Here is a 19,079-nt window from a genome sequence, read left to right on the forward strand (position 1 = left end):
CAATGAAGTTTTCCATTACCAGTCGCAGCAAATGAGAATCTCCCTTCGTGTCCAGCCCGTCATGGATCATGAAGTCAACCTCACGCTTTGGATCTGTCTCCTGGAGTTGTGCTGCCACTTCCTTTGCCATCGCAGTCAAATTGACCTTATCAAGCGTAATTTTGCTGCGCGTCACTCGTGACAACTCCAGCAAATCATCAATAAGCTGCGCCATTTTCTCAACTGAGGAACTCACCCGCCGAAGACTGTCTTTCCCCTGGTCGTCCAATTGGCCTCCGTAGTCCTCCAGAAGGATTTGACTGAAGCCGTCTATAGAGCGAAGCGGCGCCCGCAGGTCGTGCGAGACTGAGTAAGAAAATGACTCGAGTTCTTCGTTAGCGGCTTCGAGCTCAGAAGTACGCTCTTTGACACGCTGCTCCAGCTCTTCGTTGAGTTTACGGACTTGTTCCTCTGCATGCCTGCGTTCACTGATTTGAGTAACCAGCTTTTCGTTGGTCTCTGACAGTTCTTTTGTTCGATTAGCGACCTGCTTCTCCAGGTATAGGTGGCTACGGTCAATAACCTTCTGTCCATGAATGACTATTCCCAATAGCACCAGGAACAGACTACCCATGGTGCTGACCGTGGCCAAGATCTTTTCGCTGGTAGTTGCCAGCATGAATACTGTTCCTGGTTCCTCCAAATAATGATAGGTTTTTAGGATACCAATGGGATTTTTCATGTCGTGGGGGTTAGCATAAATTGACCTGTAAATCTCAAAGAGTTTGACGATTTCGCCATTTTCCATAGGCATATCGATCAGACCTGTACTGTATTGCCCATACCTTTTCAATTCGAAGCCAGGGTGATGAGCATGAATCGTACCCCGAGTTCCCTGAATGGTGCTGTACAAAGCCAGTCGGTCATGGTCCAGGACTGAGAAGAATGCAATATTCTCAGGTATGCTGGGATGTTGGACAATTGAATCCATTGCGGTTGCATCCGAGAGACGTTCCAGACTCAGCACCTGAGCATCAGACGGTCGGAGCATCAGCTGATAGGTAAGGAGAGTATTTAGGTGATCAGCCTCTTGGATTGCTCTCCTCTCGGTTACTTGCAGTAGCCTTTCAAATTCCATTTTAGTGAAGATATAGTTGACCAGAAATGAGGCTAGCGAAACTACGACTATACTGGCAATTGTATAGTATAAGACCAGGGGGAATCTCTTCTCACGTTTTGATTTTGAGATTTTCCCGAATACTGAACTCTTCCTCATATCTTTTCTCCTAAGGTATCTCGGTTATACTCTGGCAAGACCAATCTTCCTGCCAATGCCGCTCGTAAGAGCCAGTGACTGTTACCTGAAAATCTTTTTAGCCTGGATAATTCATCATCATTATTCTGATATTGCTTATGGAAAAGAATAATAAACACTTGTACCAGATTAATATTCATTCTGATGAATTATCCACCGAAGGCCGCCTTCGGCGGGGTGTACCCCGCAAGTCACTAAATATCCGGGACATGCGGCCCGTCGAAGATTCCGTAGAATACGGGAACGGGTGATCTATTCATGAAAACTCATGAATAGATCAGGTTAGGGCTGTCATCTTCTTGTCTCTCTCCGCAATGTCACTAAGATTCTTGTTACTTGGGTGGTCGAACTTACCCTCCGCTTCCGATTTCCTCTACAAGTTTACGTGTCTTTTGGGAACCGGGTCTGTCGGTCAACAGACAGAGGAATTAATCAGACCAGTTAGGCGATACGCGGTCCAAAGAATGGGGGCTGGTCTTGTCCACTATCCCGTCAATGATGCTCCAAACATGGGAATTGTGATAGTTTAGAAGTCCAATTTGCTCCTGCAGAGGGCAGGAGAGAGGACAGAAAGACTAACTCCCAGCCTCCAATTCAGAAAAACTGTGCGACAATGAGTGTCGACTTCATATCATAAACTCCCCACCCCCCACGGTTTTTTCGCTGAAGGAAAAGTCCCTTGGAAAGCATAATGCGGTTTTGATTTGCTGGCTTTTCCATAATTAGTAAAAGAGCCTTACAAGATTTCTTGGTTTGGTTATTTTTGATTTGAAAGGAAGGAATAAACTCGTGGAAAGTTACCGTTTCCGTCGTTTTTTCAACGCTTTTCGTGCAATCTCTCTGAAGGTTTTTGAGGACTTTTTTCCAATAGCTTCGGTTGGAAAGCTGTTGGAAATTCTTGAGTTCTCGTCGGGTCGCAAAGGGACTGAAAATCCTTGTGTCGCCTGTCCCGCCAAAGGCGGCGGCCGGTCCCGCTAACAGCGGGGTCAGGCCCCGGCGAAACCCATGGCGAGCCTCCGATTCGGTCCACAAAATCACAGTTGCACTCTAGCTCATTCTCCCTTAGAATAACATGAATTTACAGAAGGGCAGGACTGTTCATGAAAACTGGAGAATGAGCAATTAATGGAGGTTCTCACTAAGCTGGGACTTTTCCTTGTTCTCTTCGCTGTCATCGTCTTTGGGTCCAGGCTTCTTCTCACCAAGAATACAAAGGAACAGCTCAGGAAAATCAGGGGCCCTGTGTCAGGATATTTTCAGTCACAGAGCCGCCTCCTAATGAGACTGATAATCGTTCTGGCTCTCGTGATAGTGGGCCTCTACATCGTTTTTGAACTGCGATGATTCGATACATTGTTGATGGTCATAACCTGATGAACGGCGTGCCGCAGTACGAGGAGCTCCTCCAGAGGGACTACGCCGTCGCCCTCAAAACGTTGTATCACGATCTGAAAACCTATGCCGAGTCCAAGTCGGTACAGATCATACTCGCCTTCGACGGAAATCCGCCTTGGGAGCCCCCGGAAGATTCTGAAAGAATTTCCCTGAAATTCAGCGGTGAGGCCCGATCTGCCGACACTGTGATCATCGGGGATGCTGAAAAACACAAGGGCCGACAGTCCATCGTAGTCACGGGAGACCGAAGGATCCTCCGAGCGGTGGCGGCCTCAGGGTGCCGCACCCTGACACCTGTGAAGTTCACCCGCCTCTTTTCCCGGAAGAGAAAAGGAGAAAGAGAAAGGCCCGGCTCAGGCGATGAAAAACCGGGATATTTGACTCCCCCTCAGGTCAGATGGTGGAAGACCGAGATGAAAAAGGCGCTGGCGGAGAAACGAAGGCAGAAAGATTGACTCTATCCAGATTCCCGGAAAAGGTGTTAGAAGGATTTTTTTCTTGACAACGGACACGCGATCTCCAGATTAGACCATTATGATTGAACAATACACCAGGTACGACCACCTATTTCAAAACGTAAAACCTCAGGCAGTTGGCGGTATCAAGATCTTCACCGAGCATGATTCCTCTGAAATCAGCCAGAAGTATGAGGAGATTACCCTGGAGGAGCGCGAGATCTGGAAGCGGCTGTTTGACAGACTCATTCAACCTCTGGACAAGTATGCCTCGAAAGAGTACCTGGTTGGACTTCAAGAACTGAAACTGTCGAGTGGCCGGTGGCCCAAATTTCATGAGTTGTCCCAAAGAATCGACGCCGAAACTGGCTGGCAGTTGCAACCCGTGGCCGGGTTTCTGAACGAATATCTTTTCTTCCAATTGAACTCACAGCGGAGATTCCCTGTGACCGACATCATCCGCCAGTCTCGGCGCTTTGAGCAGAAATACGCAGGGCAGACTGTTCAGAATAGGGACGAATACACTCCGGAACCGGATATTTTTCACGATGTCCGGGGGCATTGCCCACTTCTCATGAACAAGCCTTACAGCGATTTTCTTGCGGAAATCGGACAACTGGGGTTTGATCTCATTACAGATAAATATGAACTTGGACCGGAACTGGTGGCTCACAATTTGAAAAGGCTTCAGAACTTTGCCTGGTGGAGCTACGAATTCGGCGTTATGAAGAAACAGGACGACTCCTTACACTATCGACAAACGCCCAATGACATGGATCACGAAATCTACGGCTCGGGAATCATCTCGTCTTACGATGAGGTGATGAACGTCGTGGTATGCAGTCGCGGGGAGTCTGACGTGTCCAGGCTATTGCCGTTTGATATTGAAGAGGTGGTCCTTACGCGCTTCGATTACTCTGACATTCAGGACCGATACTATGTGATCGATTCTATGGAAGATTTATACGCTACTTTCCACGACAATCGCGGACTTTTTCTCTACAAGGGATAGATTCCTTCCCATAACATCCCACAAACGGGCCAGGCTGGCGGAAATCTCCTACCGTAAAGTGTGACGTCCCATGTCAATCGTCGGGTCTAATCTTCCTGACGATCTCCATGGTATCTGTGACTCTCGCGTATCGATGGCCCGCCAATCTGCCAATGGGCTGGAGTTTTTCCAAATTGATGTGACCGTCTTCATAGATCTCATCATCAACATGAAATAGCAGGATGGTTCCAATTACGAGAAAACCGCTCCCTGGCGAGCCGTCACCCACTTCCACGATTTGATTCAGCTTGCATTCAAAGTTTATGGGGGATTCGCCTACCCGGGGGGGAGTCACTTTCATCGAAGGGACTGGCGTAAGACCAGAGATTTCGAATTCGTTCACGTCCGCATCAAAATCGGTGGCACACATCACCATCTGGCGGGCAAACTTCTCGGAAACGATGTTGACGACGAACTCTTCAGTATGCCGGATGTTGTTCAACGTATCTTTGCTTTTCCCATCATATCCCCTTCTGGAGGGTGCAAACACGATGGTAGGTGGATTCGAGCAGACACCGTTGAAATAGGAAAAAGGAGCGAGGTTAGGAACCTCGTCTTTTGACAGGGTCGAAACGAAAGCTATGGGCCTTGGCAAAATGGAGCCAATCATCAGCTTTTGAGTCGCTGAGAAATCCTGGTCTTTGGGGTCTATGATCACCAATCAGACCGAATCTTCAAGCCAGGAGAGGCTGTATTCCGCATCGTCTATCTCCTCGCAGGCCGCAGCCACCTTAAGGGGTTTGAACGTGTCCATCATGACGGCAAATTCAGACGTCTCTTTCAACCCGATAGAGTCTTCCGTCTTCCCGGGTTGGGGGCCGTGCGGCGGGCCGGGAGGATGAAAGGAAATCGACTCCTCCTCCATCCCTTTCCGGCTCATGAAATTCCCCTCAACATAGTAGATAACCTCGTCGGAATCCACGTTGCTGTGTGAATAGGGGGCCGGAATTGCATCGGGGTGAAAATCAAACAGGCGTGGAACAAAGGAACATATCACGAGACCAGAAGCCTGAAATGTCTGGTGGACAGGTGGCGGCTGATGGATTTTCCCCGTGATTGGCTCAAAGTCTTTTATATTGAAGATCCACGGGTAGTAGTACCCATCCCATCCCACCGCATCGAAGGGGTGATTCCTGTAGAAGTAGCTTTGATGCCCATCACGAACTTTCACCACTACTTCGAATTCCCCCTCTTCATCTTCTGGCTCAACAAACTCGGGAACGCGGATATCCCGCTCGTAATAGGGCGCCCCCTCCTTCAGTTGACCGTGGCGATTCCGGTATCTCCCCGGTGTTTCCACAGGGCCTGTCGTCTCAAATATGAGAAACCGGCAGGGACCATCCAGAACCAATTTCCAGATGACCGCCCGGGGAATAACGATATAGTCTCCCTCGGCGAACTTGAGCATGCCCAGATTGGAGTGAAGAGTTCCTGACCCCCGGTGAACGAAGATCACCTCGTCCCCGCAGGCGTTTCTGTAAAAACCGGCCATGGACTCACCGGGATGAGCTTTTTGAAGGCGCACATCCTCATTGAAGAGAAGCAGTCTCCGGCTCCCGATGGCATCTCCTTCTGAATTGACGCCGGCCGTCCGGAAATGGTGATGCCTGTGGGGCTTTTCCCACACCTCTGTCTCTACTGGCCTCAACTCTCCAACTCTGACCACCTGGGTGGGAGGATGGATGTGGTACACATTTGAGTAAATGTCAGAAAAGCCCTGCCGGCTTATGTGTTCTTCCCGGTACAGTGAGCCGTCAGGTTGACGAAATTGGGTGTGGCGTTTGGGGGGGACAGAGCCCCTCTGGACATAATATGGCATAATGATTTCTCCTTAAACGATCGTGTTCTCGAGAGCCCCCAGCCTTTCAATCTCCAGTCTCATAACGTCTCCTCTCTTCAGCCAACCGCCCACATTTTCGGGTTGAAGCTCGAGAATACATCCTGTTCCCACCGTTCCTGATCCCAGAAGATCTCCAGGCAACAGGCGAGTATTGGACGATGCACGTTCGATGATTGCGCCCCATGAATGATAAAGATCATTCGCATTTCCGTTGGAGACCTCTTTTCCATTCCGGAACGCTTTCATTTCAAGATCCAGCGTGTCATCCTTCCAGCTATCTTCAAGTTCGTCCGCCGTAACCAAGTAGGGTCCCACTGACGTGGCGAAATCCTTTCCCTTCGCGGGACCCAAATTGAGTGCCATTTCCTCCCGTTGAATGTCCCGGGCACTCCAGTCGTTGATGATCGTAAAACCTGCAATTAGTTTCTGGGCCTCCCGGGCCGATATGTCCTTTCCGCCACCGGCAATAATAATGCCCAATTCAAGCTCAAAATCGAGGGCTTCCGTCCCGGCTGGCTTCGGGACTTCCGCTCTGTGACCGTAAAGGCTGGTGGGGTTGGAGTAGTAGAAAACAGGGATCTTGTACCAGGTGGGGTCCATCTCAAGCCCCCTCTTTTCCCGGGCAGCCTTCACGTGCCTCTCGAAGGCGTAGAAATCCCTGAACGTAGGGGGATCGGGTACCGGAGGATGAAAATGAACCGAGGCTTCCTTAACGGCAACAGGAGTGTTGTCCACCGTTAAGGTTGAGAGATCTTCCTTCAGGATCCTCCCGGCCAGGTTCTGGACCCGGGCGAACTGATGGTTCCAGTCAGCGAGAATTGCCCTCATGCCTAGGGAGATTTTGTCAAAATCTTCGGAACTTGAACGGTTCTTTTTCAGCCACCTTGTTGACCGAATTGTGTCCACTACCCATCCATCCTGGAGAAATCCCACTCTCGGAGATTCCCTGCCTTGTGTCGAATAAGTCAGCAGGCGCATGTGGTTTTTCCTTTCACAGGTTGCCCCTCATTTTCTGCTGCCGTTCGATGGCCTCAAAGAGGGCCTTGAAGTTCCCTTTTCCGAAAGCTTGAGAACCTTTGCGTTGAATGATCTCGTAAAACAGGGTGGGCCGGTCCTGAACGGGCTGAGTGAAAATCTGTAGCAGGTAGCCCTGTTCGTCTCTGTCCACAAGAATTCCCAGGTCCGCGAGAACGTCAAGATCCTCATCTATCTCTCCCACCCTGCCGGGAACTTCCTCGTAGTAGTCCCTTGGTACCTTTAAGAATTCCACTCCCCGGGATTGCAGTTCCCCCAGCGTGGCGATTATATCGTCCGTGAACATGGCGATGTGCTGAACGCCGGGACCTTTGTAGTAATCTATGAATTCCTGAATCTGGGATTTCCTCAATCCGGGTGCCGGTTCATTGATGGGAATTTTTATGGTGTCGTTTTCGTTGGACACCACGATGGACCGTAAAGATGAATACTCAGTCATTATATCCTTATCATCAGCGGACCAGAACTGGTGAAATCCCATGATTTTTTCGTACCACTCGACGACGGACTTCATGCAATTCTCTTCCTGATTTCCCACCACATGATCGATGTACTTAAGCCCGAAACCTTCTGTGGCACCGAAATCCAGATTCCGGGTATTAGGAAGAAACAAACCGTGATAGTCATGCCGCTGTACGAACGAATGGATCGTATCACCGTAGGCCTTAATTCCAGACAGCGTGACCTTCCCGTTGTCGTCCTCGAGGGTGTATGGATCATACGCTGACTCCGCTCCTCGTTCCATCGTAACTTCCCACGCTGCTTGCGCGTTGTCAACCCGGAAAGCTACATCCTTTACCCCATCTCCGTGTTTCTTGATGTGTTCCCCCACAGGACCAGTGTCGTCCAGAGGGGACGTAAGAACGAACGTGATATCATTTTGCTTCATCACATAACTCGTCTTGTCACGGGACCCGGTTTCCAGCCCCTGGTAACCCACAGGCTGGAACCCCAGAGCCCATCGGTAAAAATGAGATGCTTGCTTAGCATTGGAAACGTAAAATGAGACATGATCGAATGCCTCGATCGCGAACTCAGTCATGATATCTACTCCTTTCGATTTCTATATTTACAAACCCGGCGTTGGAGCTTCAAAGTATTTCTCAATTTCCGTCTGCCGGGTGAACGGTAATGTGAATACCGTGGGGCTAACCTGACGGTTTCCCTGCTTCTCAAATGGCCGTAACGGCCTGGTGAAAAGAGTTTCTAACTCAGCCTGCGGAAAACTTATCCCAGAAATGTCACAATGAAATTTACGGCGGATCGTTCTTCCAGGCAGAGTAGAATTACAGTGACTGGAGAAAATCTCACCTTTTGCCACCTCTCCTTCTGGACAAAAGCATGTAGAAATTTGTGGTTTTGCTGTAGCCGGTTTGTTGATGGATTTTGATCTCTCCGGTGAACAGAAAGTGTTTTTTCCTGTTCTTTTCTTTAAAAGAAAAGGATGAAAAGAATCGTCGCTAAGGAAAGATCCGGCGCGGCTGACTTGCTCACCGAGGCAATCATTTTAACTCCTCCCGATTGTTATCGGGGTCAGACCCCGACATGGTCGCAAGCTCCCTACGGGGCAGTCAGAAAATGATTGTCCCCCTCGGCTCACGTCAGCCAAGAACGTGCTGCATTTTCCTCATGCGACAGAAAAGCCAAGGTCTCCTTGTTGGTGCCGATTCATCGGCACCATCAGTGGCCTTAAAACAATTCAGCCAGGATAGGAGTTAGCAAGACCGAGGATAGGAACCAATTACTGTCCCGTAGTGAGCGTGCGAACGTACGGGGTTTGAGTCCGGCAGCTGCCGGACGAGTTTAATTGGCTCCCGAGGCCGTAGACACGGTCGAGATATTTCCGCCACGAGAGTGTGTGGGGTGTTTAAGAAAACGGAAGTTCACGGGGCCGTGTTCAGATTGGACAATGATCGCAAGATTTTACATGCTTCCCCACTAATCCCAAGCCCTTGGGTATGGAAACTCGGTTTCGTAATTTGCTTTCACCTCCAATGAATACAACCGAGACTATCCTACCTTCCGTTCCTCCGGGTACGCAGGAACAGAGCCGATCCATTCCTCTCGATAATGAACTCCGGCTGATCCTTTTAAGACTCGTATTCTGGGGACGGATTGTGGGTATCATGAACATGATTACCGGGACTCTCCTCTGTCTGGCACTTATTGCTCTTATCATCCCTGCCGTTGTCGTCGGAGTATTTCTCATTGTCATGGGTTCAAGACTCCTCTCAGCCTCCTCCCATTTCCGCAACGTTCTGAATAATCCGTCCGTCTCCCTTCTGTCGAAAGCCCTGCATAAACTGCGGTCGTATATCTTCCTCAATGGTCTTCTGCTTATTCTCCTGATCGCCTTTGTAGTGGTGGCGGTTATCTGGATCCTCGCTTTCGGCAGCGGGTTCTGGGAAATCTGGAACGAAAACATCAATCATTTCGTCCTAACAATGACTCCCAGATCGGCCTGAGGGTTGCATATTCTGACTTCACCCAATCCCCAGTGAAGTTCCCTTACCAACTGCTTCAGATCAAGAGTAGTGAAGGAACCAGGGTTTTTCGATTCTTCCTCTGCTTTTTTCTTCTTATCTCCGCTCTCGTCGTGGGGAGGACTGCAAGGGATACTTTTTTTCTTAGCAGGTTTAGTCCAGACTATCTGCCCCACGTATTCATTGCGGTGGCCGTTGTCGTGGGCGCCGCGGTTTCTTTCTATACCCGGATGGCCAGCCGGTTCGCCATGATCCCAACTGTCCTGGCCACCTATGGCATAGCCAGCCTGTCACTTATCGTCCTGCAGTTCTTCTTGAAGCTCCCGGGTGTTTATGCCCTCCTCTACGTCTGGATGGAAGTAATTAGCACTCTCACGACGATCCAGTTCTGGCTTCTGGCCAGTAGAGCGTTCACTACAAGAGAGGCCAAACGTTTGTTTGGCATCATAGGAAGTGGAGGAGCTGTAGCCAGCACTGCCATTGGATTTTCCATACGACCGTTTGTTCATACCTGGGGGACTGATTATCTCCTGATGATATCGGCGGGGTTTATCCTGGCGAGTTTCGGCATGATTTACACGCTCCGCCCTTTTATCTCCGGTCTGTCAATTCCTCGCACGAAGCGACACCAGGAGGAACGTGCCTCCAGGCATCCATTTCGAAATCCGTACCTCAGGACTCTCACACTCACTGTGGGAATTTCAACGCTCGTGGCCACTCTGGTTGACTATCAGCTGAAAATCATAGCGAGTGAAAGCCTGAATGAGGCCTCCCTGGCAAGCCTGTTCGGATCACTGTATGGCATCATTGGCGTAGCATCCATTCTTATGCAGTTCCTCGTGACAGGAAGATTACTCTCCAGGTTCGGAATTCTCTGGGGACTCATGCTCCTTCCTGCTGCTCTTGTGACAGGGAACATCATGCTCCTGATTAGTCCCGTGATTCTCTCCGCGATCATTACGCGGGCAGGGGATCAAATCTTCCGATACACGGTCCACGGTTCGGCCAGCCAGCTATTGTGGCTTCCCGTGCCTGCCGGGGAGACAGGGCGGGCCAAGCCGTTCATCGAGGGTACCATGAAAAACAGTGCTCAGGCCCTGTCCGGTTTCCTCATCATCGGCATGATGACTTTCCTCGATGTTCGATTTCTTAGTGTACCTTCTCTGCTCCTCTTGATCGTCTGGATCCTCGCCAATTTCAAGTTGAGGGACGGTTACCTCACTCAGTTGCAGAAAGCCATCGAAAAGCGGTCTCTCGATTTTGTGTCATTGGAAATCGATGTCACCGATCCCCTGATTGTCAAAACTGTTCGAAAAGCCATCATGGAAGGGGATGATCATCAGAGGCTTTTTGCTCTCGATAGCATCAAGGACCTTTCTCTTTCGCCGTGGTCAGCCGATTTGAGAAAGGTCTTTCCAGGAACATCACCCATTGTTCAGAAGAAGATTCTGGAATTAGCAAGGAGAAACAGCGACGCGGTATCCGATGAGGACATACTGTCTCTGATGCATTCCGAAGATGATGGTGTAGCCGCTGAAGCTATGGTCGCCTGTGGCGAGCGGGAGCTTACACATGGCCTTCCGGCTCTCCGGGACATGCTTTCCTCGAACATTCACCGACGACGGTCAGGAGCGGCCGCGGGTATTCTGTTGATGGGAGTCAACAATGCTTCCAGGGCCAACTCAATTCTGAAAAGCATGCTCTACGACCCAAACAACGATATCCAGATTGCCGCGCTTCAGTCGGTTGGTCACATCCCCGCCATCGTCTCTGACAAGGGATTGGCAACACTACTTGAAGACGATTCTACCGACGTTCGGAATCTCGCCATCGGCTTGGCTGCCCAGCGCGGAAATCCCCTTCTGATACCCTCTCTTGTAAACAATCTTGGGGATCCTGCAACAATGTTCTCAGCCCGCGACGCACTGAGATCGTTTGATCCAGACGAGGTAACATCCACTCTTATCGAAAGACTGCCTGAGACGAGAGCATCCACAGCGCTTACGGCAGGAATCATACGAGCCCTGGGGAAATTCGGCAGGGGCCCTTCGGTGGACCCGGTTATACGGATGCTGAACGATGGGGAAGAGACGGTGACAGAAGAAATCGTAAACGCCCTGGTGAAAATCTCCCGGCGCGAAGGACTTACCGAGGATCAGCTGACCGACATTGAGACGGTTCGAGATGGATTCATTCAGTCTTCCCACACTCACGCAGCCCTGCTTTCCCGGTTTACAGGGAACGACTCCGCCATCCTGATAAAAGACCACCTGCTCGTAACACTTGAGAAGCAGAGAAAGTGGATCCTGAAGCTCAGTCTCCTCCGTTTCCCTGACAGTCCAGTGGAAACTTTCTTACACCGTCTGTCCTCGGGTGATTTGAGAGCCAGGGCGAATGTGCTGGAAATGCTTGATAACCTGATGTCACATGATGATCGGGAAAGAATCCTGCCCCTTTTTGATGACGCTCCATCCCAGGATAGGATTTCTCATATTCAGGTGTCCCTGGAACAAACACTGGCAGAATGGCTCCGCTCAGGAAACGAATGGATATCTGTAATTGCTCTGGACTACGTTTTGAGGAATAAGATGGTGCACATACTGGAGCTGAGCGAATGGGAACATGAGTCGGATTGGATGCGTTCTTCCGATTCCATGTTACACAAGGAGGTCATGACTCAAGACTGGAATCGGCAGGAATCATCGCTGCGACAGATGCCAGACTTTCAATGGGAAAAACTAATATTGAAGGAGATGCCCATGTACTCAACGCTTGAAAAGACTATTTTTATGAAAGGGGTAGCCCTGTTCCAGGAAATCTCTGGAGAAGAGGTAGCTCGCGTCGCCCAGATCTCAGAAGAAAGGCGGCTGAGTGCCGGTGAATCGGTATTCGACGAAGGGGATGTAGGGGATTCCATGTTCATTATCATGAATGGACAGATCCGCGTTCACAAGTCCCGGGAAAAAAGTGGAACGCAAAAAGAGGTAGCCGTCCTCTCCAGAGGTGAATTTGTGGGAGAGATGGCCCTTCTGGATCAGGAACCACGATCCGCCTCCGCCTCCGCCCTTGAGGAAACCGTTCTGTTGGGAATCCACGGAGAGGATTTCTATGATCTCATGGCGAGTCGCGTGGAGATTATGCAGGGAATCGTCAGGGTGTTAACGCGAAGATTGAGGGAAGCGATTGCCTGAGGTAAATACCTTACAGGCTCCCAACCTGCTGGGCTACCTGTTGGGTTGAGGCACTCAAGGTTTTCCCTTGAGTATCTCGCCAGTTTTTTCTTCGACGGTTTCCACGGCTTTCTCCTTAACCGACTCACCCAGGTCACCCACCTTCTTAGTGATGGCACCTTTCACCCCCTCGACCTCTTGCTCCACCGATTCTTTCAACTCCTGAGGCGTTGTGGGAACTTCCTTTCCCGTCAGAATGAGGTAGGCAAAGTACAAAACCAGAAGGGCAGCCAAGAATAGTGCGAATTTTATCAGGCGCTTGATGAACGCAAACACGACCAAAAGGGCTAGAACGACAACCACCGCCAGGACGACCGGGTTCTGAGTCAGTTTATCGATTATCGAATCCATCCACCATCACTTCTCACGCGCGTCAACGGGGATACTCAAAGACTCTCCAACATGGATCATGTCAGGATTTTCGATGACCCCCTTATTTAGATCGAATATTTCTTTCCACCGAAAACCGTCATCGAGATAACGCTCTGCGAGGTGCCACAGCGTCTCCCCGGCCTCTACACGGTGGAGAACGTAACGGGACTCCTCCTTAGCCACCTTAACAGGATGCGTTAATTTCGAGACGAATGCGGCAAATTCAAACAACGGACTGTTCTCCTGGTCGTGGCAACGGATGCACTGGACCTCCTCGATGGAGCCAGAAGGATAATGGTCAGGTTCTTTCAAGTGTGTCACGGGCATCCAGTGACATTCCGTGCAGTTGACATTCTTCAGTTCCGCTGTGATGTTGTAGTTTAGGTATCCGTCATCCCGGCCAAATCCCGTCGTGTGACAAACGAGACAGTCGGGACTCTTCTCTTTATGCTCTCCCTTCAATACCTGGAAGGAGGATGCGTGGGGTGTCGTGAGCCAATGCTCCAGTTCACTGGCATGGCACGTTCCGCATAGCTCTGAAGACGTTGCTAGAAAGGAAACGGGTATGGGGCTTATTCGTTCCACACGGCTCCCGCTCCGAATTCTTATGAGCCGGTTGTACTCCACGATCATGGCCACCGCCGTGGAGTCGTTGGGTAGTCCGATATCCATGGGCACCAGTACACCCTCGTAGCTCTCCAGGTTTTTTCTCTCGTCAAACACCAGTTCCAGCTGGCCCACGAAGTAGCCATCTTTTCCGGCCTGGACGATGAGCGTGTTGCCCAATTTCTCGGGTTCTTCCAGAATTGTCTGGGTGTGACCGCCAATGATGATGTCGATGCCGGAGACTGATGTGGCCAATTCCCGGTCTTTATCGATCCCGAGATGCGAAAGAACAACGAGGAGATCCACGCGGTCCCTGAGACCGGTAACGCGGTCCTGAAGAATTTCCCCGTAAGGCGTAATGTCTACAGCTTCCGTAACATGCTGGGGATAGAAGCGAAAGATTTCGGGATCCATAACGGATAGGATGCCCAACGTCATGCCGCCCCGGGTCACCGTGAGTTCCCTGCTTATGCGCGGCAGATTCGGTTTCGCAAGATTCGTTGACACAAAGGAAAGATCAGAAGTCTCCATCAGACCCGAAAGAAAATTGACGCCGCGGAAGAACTCCTGATCCCCAAGACCCACCGCATCGTAAGGAATCAATTCATAAACTCTGAAGGCCATACTGTCCTTCAAGGTGTTCCGGGTGGCAGAAAGAAAGTCACCGGCGTCAAGAAGTACCGTGTTGGGGTGCTCTTCAAGCCACTCCCGAATATAGAGAACACGCTTCTCCAGGGATCCGTACGATTTCCCGGGACAAAGACAGTTTTCCAGGGCTCCATTGGTATTGTTTGTGTAGAGAATGTAGATGCTGGCGGCAGGGGCAGTCGTAATAAGAAGAGCGATAATGAAAAGGATTGGAAGGATAAAGCGGGGGGGCATTAGTCTCTTCATCCGGTCGAGGGAGCTTCTCAGAATATGAAGGAAAAGAGAATACAATTCAAGGCAATTCTGTCTAAGTTAATCCATGTTCTTCATTCGAAAGCATTACCTGATTGTGCTACTGCCACTGCTGCCGACCACTGCTTCCGTCTTCGGCCAGGATATCTATCCTGCAGATACCCTCGTTTCCTCAAATGAAGTCTCCATGATAGGAAAAGCCTTCGTCCTGCCCATTTCCCTCTGGCAGAGATTCAGCTATAATGTCCCCTTCATCCAATGCCAGTACTACCCCAGTTGCAGCAACTACGCCGCCGGGAGTATTTCAGAACATGGGGTGCTGTTGGGAACGGCCCTGGCCTCGGATCGAATAGTACGGTGTAATCCTTTCGCCCATCACTATCATCTTCGCGAGACACCTGGGGAGTTTCATCCCGATGGTCGCATCGTCGATCCCGTCCCGGCCTTACCCTTTGCTGCAGAGAACAATGGGAACAAATCCCCATTGCTTGCCTCGGCGTTCTCTACCCTCATCCCGGGAGCTGGCCGGATCTATGCAGGACGTACCTGGGACGGTATTCTCGGATTCCTCACGGTCGTTCTAGCCGCGAACGTCACGCGAGTGAGCCATCAGCGCGAAAGAAGGTTTGAGACGGCGATTTTCGGACTTGTCACTGCAGCTTTCTATTCAGGGGAAATCCTTGGCGCTTACAGGACGACGGCAAAGATGCGTTGAGCGCCGCAAGAATCACGGGTGAAGTGACTGTATATATTGGTAAGTTTGTCTGCGTTCGCCACGGTAGCTTAGGGGTAAAGTCCCGACAGAGCCGTTTTCGACTTGATGGCAGGAATAAGGCCACCATAACTTCCCGATGGAGATCGGGAGTAGAGCAGCGCAACGACAGGTTTTCAAGAATTCGCCACGGTAGCTTAGGGGTAAAGCAGTCGATTCGTAATCGACAGACCGGGGGTTCAAATCCCTCCCGTGGCTCTGGTACCAGGACCCTTTATGCCGGAATAGTGATGGGATCGCCCCAGTTTCGCTAGGGCATTCCCCCGGGTCGTTTTTAGGGTCCCACGATAGAGTTCTTAATCTCAGGTCCAATGTTTAAAAGACCGGTTTTCTGGATCCTCCTCACCCTTTTCTCCGTCACGTGTATCGGACTCACCGTAAGGTATTTTCCTGAGGCCTTTCCGCTTGTAACACTCGATCTTCAAATGGATCGTCAAGCGGCTCTTCGTTCCGCCCGGGAACTGGCTCTTCAGCACAACTGGGGACCAGAAGAATTCAGACAGGCCGCGTCCTTTCAGCTGGACAGACAGACTCAGACTTTTGTGGAGCTTGAAGCGGGGGGAACGGAAGCTTTCGCCAGAATGCTGGAGGAGGATCTTTATTCTCCCTACACGTGGCGTATCAGACATTTCAGGGAAGGCGAAACCAATGAAACGCTGATTCGGTTTACACCCAGGGGAACACCGCATGGGTTCGTGGAAAAACTCCACGAGGAAGAACCGGGAGCAAGTCTAACTACTGATTCGGCCCTCTCCATTGCCGTGCGCACTGCCGAGGATACGTGGGGAATTGATCTGAACGACTACGAACGAGTCGAGGAGTCTCAGGAAACGCTTCCTGGAGGACGAACCGACCACACTTTTGTGTGGGAACGGCGAGGCGTGCAGGTGGGTGAGGGAAAATATCGACTTCGAATGGTCATCGGTGGAGATAAGCTTACCATGTTGACCCACTTTGTGAAAATCCCTGAAGCTTTTAGCCGGCGTCACCAGGAGATGCGCTCAGCCAACAATACGATTGCCGCCATATCTGTCGTGGTCGTGGGACTCCTTTACATACTCGGTGGATGCATAATCGGAGTGTTCCTGCTTCTCCGAAAGAGGTGGATTCTCTGGCGGAAGCCGATAATGTGGGGGTTTGTGATCTCATTCCTTCAGGTTCTCGAAGGAATCAATCGATGGCCTTTGACGTGGATGAGCTATGACACTGCCCTCACTGCCAGCCGCTTCCTGCTGACACAGATCGCGATTCTCGTCATAAGTTTTATCTCTCTCGGTGTTATCGTCTCCCTCGCCTTCATGGCCGCCGAAAGCCTGTCGAGGAAGGCATTCCCTCACCACATTCAACAGTGGCGACTTTGGTCCCGGGGTGTTGCGAATTCTCTCCCCGTACTGGGTAGAACAGTGGCAGGCTATCTTCTCGTGAGTGTCTTCTGGACTTATGAGGTGGGACTCTATTTTTTCTCCACAAAAGTCCTTGGCTGGTGGACGCCGTCTGAAGCACTGTTTCAACCGGATGTGTTGGCCACCTATTTCCCCTGGCTCTCATCCATTGCCATTTCGGCTCAGGCAGGTTTCCTCGAGGAAAGTCTCTTCCGGGCCGTGCCCATTGCGGGAGCGGCACTCCTTGGCACCAGATTTGGCCACAGAAAGGCATGGATCGCAGGGGCATTCGTACTTCAGGCCCTCGTCTTCAGCGCCGCTCATGCCAACTATCCCACCCAGCCCGCCTACGCGCGCCTGGTTGAATTGATTATTCCGTCAATTGGGTTTGGATTGATCTACCTGTTTTTCGGCCTCCTCCCCGCTGTCATACTGCACTTTGGGGTCGATGTGGTGGCCTTTGCCATGCCTCTGTTCGTTTCATCGGCTCCCGGGACCTGGCTGAATCAACTCACGATCGTGCTCGCTTCCCTGATCCCTCTGCTCGTCGTGCTTGGAATAAGACTCCGGGCGGGCAAATGGCGTAGGATTTCTGAAACAGACTACAATCGAGCGTGGGCCGTACCCGAAAAGGAGCGGGTGGTAAAGGAACCGTTGGAATGGCCGAAGAGAGAGACTCCAGGTCCGGCAACAGTCCGGCTCGTACCGCTGGCGGGACTCGTGGGACTGGTCCTCTGGTTTGGATTTACAGATTTCCGCACCGATGCTCCCCGTCTTACCATTTCCCGTGGTGATGCCACCGCGCTGGCTGAAGAAGCCCTCTCTGAAACAGGCATGGAGTTGCCGGAGAATGCACGGACCTTGAATGGAATCGAGGGCCGGGTGGATCAGCGTGACCGCTTTGTCTGGCAGACGGGGGGGAGAGAACTCTACGAAGAACTCATGGGTGAGCACCTGGAGCCCCCCCATTGGAGAATTCGTTTTGTCCAGTTTGAAGGGGACGTGGCGGAGAGGGCTGAAGAGTTCCAGGCGTTCGTGGCGGGTGACGGGGAGGTTTTCAGAATTCGTCATCAGCTCCCGGAGGCACAGGAGGGAGCCTCCCTTTCAGAAGAGAAGGCAAGAATCCTCGCTCACACAGCTATTGAAAACTTGTACGGGATGGATCCCGCGAAGCTTAAGAAGGTATCGGCTGAGGAGTCGAGGCGTCCTAACCGGCGCGACTGGCTATTTACCTTTGCGGATACGGTGAACTACCCCTTGAGCGAGGGGGAGGCCAGGATTGCGATAGAGATTAGCGGAGATAACATCGGGGACAGCAGAAAATATGTGCACGTGCCTGAAGATTGGGCCCGGGGAGAGAGAAATCGCAATAACCTGACAGGAATACTCGTGCTCTTTTGCAGCATTATTCTCATCGTCGCCCTGGTTACAGGCATCGTTGGAGCGGTGGTCAGGTGGAGTAGGAAGGACTTTTCTGTCCGTGTTTTTGCCGCCTTCGGAACCGTTCTGTTTGGATTGGGGGTTATCAGCATAATCAATGGCTGGCCAGCCACAAAGGCCCGATTCTCAACCGCGGAGCCGGTATCGAACCAGATGTTCACCGCCATTGCATTTCCTCTTCTTGGGATTCTCTTCCTCTCCATCGGTGTAGCCCTTCTCATTGGATTGATTCACAACTGGAAAAGGGAAGAGCCTGACCTCGACTGGGGCAGGGCCGCCGTTTGGGGAATCTCCTCCGGTGCCTTCGCGTTAGGAGTGAGTTCTCTGATAGCCCGCGTTGCACCTTCTTTGGAACCCAGGTGGGCAGAATATGCGTCGCTGGGCAGCTATATCCCCTTCCTGGCGGCAGGGATGCAACCGGTAGTTCAGTACGTTACAGCCACCACCGTTCTGCTCATCATCTTCGTTACGATGGATCGTTTCACCAGGGGATGGACGAAGAAGAAAGTGACCGCGTCAGCTGCTCTGGTATTTATGGGAGTCATCATCACCGGCTCTGGATCCATTGACAACCTCTGGTTCTGGATCGTTTCTGGCCTCGAGCTGGGGGCACTTCTACTTCTGGCCTACCTCTTTGTATTGAGATTTCACCTGGCTCTTGTCCCACTCATAGTAGGGACGATGATGATTATGGGTGAAGCAGGGGACAGTGTCTATCGAGCTCACCCGGCGTCCTTGCCGGGTACCATCCTTGCCATCACCCTAACCGGGCTGTTTTCTGTCTTCTGGTACGAAAGCCTGCGTAAAGGCCGGAGTTAATCCCG

General features: G+C 51.2%; 14 protein-coding genes and 1 tRNA gene. 8 read left to right on the forward strand and 7 right to left on the reverse strand.

All coding sequences use genetic code 11. The features are described from left to right. Nucleotides 1-1,255, reverse strand: a 1,255-nt coding sequence (locus tag V3U24_04460) for a histidine kinase dimerization/phospho-acceptor domain-containing protein (protein MEE9166700.1), incomplete at its 3' end; no start/stop codon positions are given. Nucleotides 1,256-2,419: 1,164 nt separating this feature from the next. Between V3U24_04460 and V3U24_04465 the strand changes: the two genes are divergently transcribed. The 3 genes from V3U24_04465 (at nucleotide 2,420) to V3U24_04475 (ending at nucleotide 4,156) form a co-directional block, all read left to right on the forward strand. Beyond that, nucleotides 2,420-2,638 (forward strand): hypothetical protein, encoded by a 219-nt coding sequence (locus V3U24_04465; GenBank protein ID MEE9166701.1) that lies wholly within the window; start codon nucleotides 2,420-2,422, stop codon nucleotides 2,636-2,638. Beyond that, nucleotides 2,635-3,144 (forward strand): NYN domain-containing protein, encoded by a 510-nt coding sequence (locus V3U24_04470; protein ID MEE9166702.1) that lies wholly within the window; start codon nucleotides 2,635-2,637, stop codon nucleotides 3,142-3,144. Before V3U24_04465 ends, V3U24_04470 begins: the two co-directional genes overlap by 4 nt. Before the next feature lie 79 nt (nucleotides 3,145-3,223). Continuing rightward, a complete protein-coding gene (locus tag V3U24_04475; GenBank protein ID MEE9166703.1) occupies nucleotides 3,224-4,156 on the forward strand; it encodes a hypothetical protein in 933 nt (310 codons plus the stop codon). A gap of 73 nt (nucleotides 4,157-4,229) precedes the next feature. On the opposite strand, the gene V3U24_04480 is transcribed toward V3U24_04475, so the two are convergent. The 4 genes from V3U24_04480 to hppD are packed head-to-tail and all read right to left on the reverse strand — an operon-like array spanning nucleotide 4,230 to nucleotide 8,112. Then, the gene (locus tag V3U24_04480; GenBank protein ID MEE9166704.1) at nucleotides 4,230-4,853 is read right to left on the reverse strand and encodes a flavin reductase family protein; all 624 of its coding nucleotides are present in this window, start codon (nucleotides 4,851-4,853) and stop codon (nucleotides 4,230-4,232) included. A gap of 3 nt (nucleotides 4,854-4,856) precedes the next feature. Continuing rightward, entirely contained in the window at nucleotides 4,857-6,014 is a 1,158-nt protein-coding gene (locus tag V3U24_04485) for a homogentisate 1,2-dioxygenase (protein MEE9166705.1), read from the reverse strand. Between the two features lie 12 nt (nucleotides 6,015-6,026). After that, nucleotides 6,027-7,013 (reverse strand): fumarylacetoacetate hydrolase family protein, encoded by a 987-nt coding sequence (locus V3U24_04490; GenBank protein MEE9166706.1) that lies wholly within the window; start codon nucleotides 7,011-7,013, stop codon nucleotides 6,027-6,029. Nucleotides 7,014-7,026: 13 nt separating this feature from the next. Next, a complete protein-coding gene (gene hppD, locus V3U24_04495; protein MEE9166707.1) occupies nucleotides 7,027-8,112 on the reverse strand; it encodes a 4-hydroxyphenylpyruvate dioxygenase in 1,086 nt (361 codons plus the stop codon). Nucleotides 8,113-9,064: 952 nt separating this feature from the next. On the opposite strand from hppD, the gene V3U24_04500 reads away from it, so the two are divergent. Further along, the gene (locus V3U24_04500; GenBank protein MEE9166708.1) at nucleotides 9,065-9,535 is read left to right on the forward strand and encodes a DUF5362 family protein; all 471 of its coding nucleotides are present in this window, start codon (nucleotides 9,065-9,067) and stop codon (nucleotides 9,533-9,535) included. A gap of 32 nt (nucleotides 9,536-9,567) precedes the next feature. Further along, nucleotides 9,568-12,744 carry a cyclic nucleotide-binding domain-containing protein gene (locus V3U24_04505; protein ID MEE9166709.1) on the forward strand — a complete coding sequence of 1,059 codons (3,177 nt, stop codon included), beginning with the start codon at nucleotides 9,568-9,570 and terminating at the stop codon, nucleotides 12,742-12,744. A 54-nt stretch (nucleotides 12,745-12,798) separates the two neighbouring features. Here the strand turns inward: V3U24_04505 and V3U24_04510 are convergent, their stop codons facing one another. Beyond that, nucleotides 12,799-13,134, reverse strand: a complete 336-nt coding sequence (locus tag V3U24_04510) for a hypothetical protein (GenBank protein MEE9166710.1) — start codon at nucleotides 13,132-13,134, stop codon at nucleotides 12,799-12,801. A 6-nt stretch (nucleotides 13,135-13,140) separates the two neighbouring features. Next, complete coding sequence (locus tag V3U24_04515) at nucleotides 13,141-14,655, reverse strand: multiheme c-type cytochrome (protein MEE9166711.1); 1,515 nt, start codon at nucleotides 14,653-14,655, stop codon at nucleotides 13,141-13,143. Nucleotides 14,656-14,728: 73 nt separating this feature from the next. On the opposite strand from V3U24_04515, the gene yidD reads away from it, so the two are divergent. The 3 genes from yidD (at nucleotide 14,729) to V3U24_04530 (ending at nucleotide 19,074) form a co-directional block, all read left to right on the forward strand. After that, nucleotides 14,729-15,376, forward strand: coding sequence for a membrane protein insertion efficiency factor YidD (yidD, locus tag V3U24_04520; protein MEE9166712.1), 648 nt, complete (start codon nucleotides 14,729-14,731; stop codon nucleotides 15,374-15,376). Between the two features lie 183 nt (nucleotides 15,377-15,559). Beyond that, nucleotides 15,560-15,631: transfer RNA gene (locus V3U24_04525), tRNA-Thr, on the forward strand. Between the two features lie 113 nt (nucleotides 15,632-15,744). Beyond that, on the forward strand, nucleotides 15,745-19,074 hold the full coding sequence (locus tag V3U24_04530; protein MEE9166713.1) for a type II CAAX endopeptidase family protein: 3,330 nt from the start codon (nucleotides 15,745-15,747) through the stop codon (nucleotides 19,072-19,074). The last annotated feature ends 5 nt before the right edge of the window (nucleotides 19,075-19,079 follow it).

It is taken from the genome of Candidatus Neomarinimicrobiota bacterium, from assembly GCA_036476315.1.
In the GTDB taxonomy this organism is placed as follows: Bacteria; Fidelibacterota; Marinisomatia; order Marinisomatales; family S15-B10; genus JAZGBI01.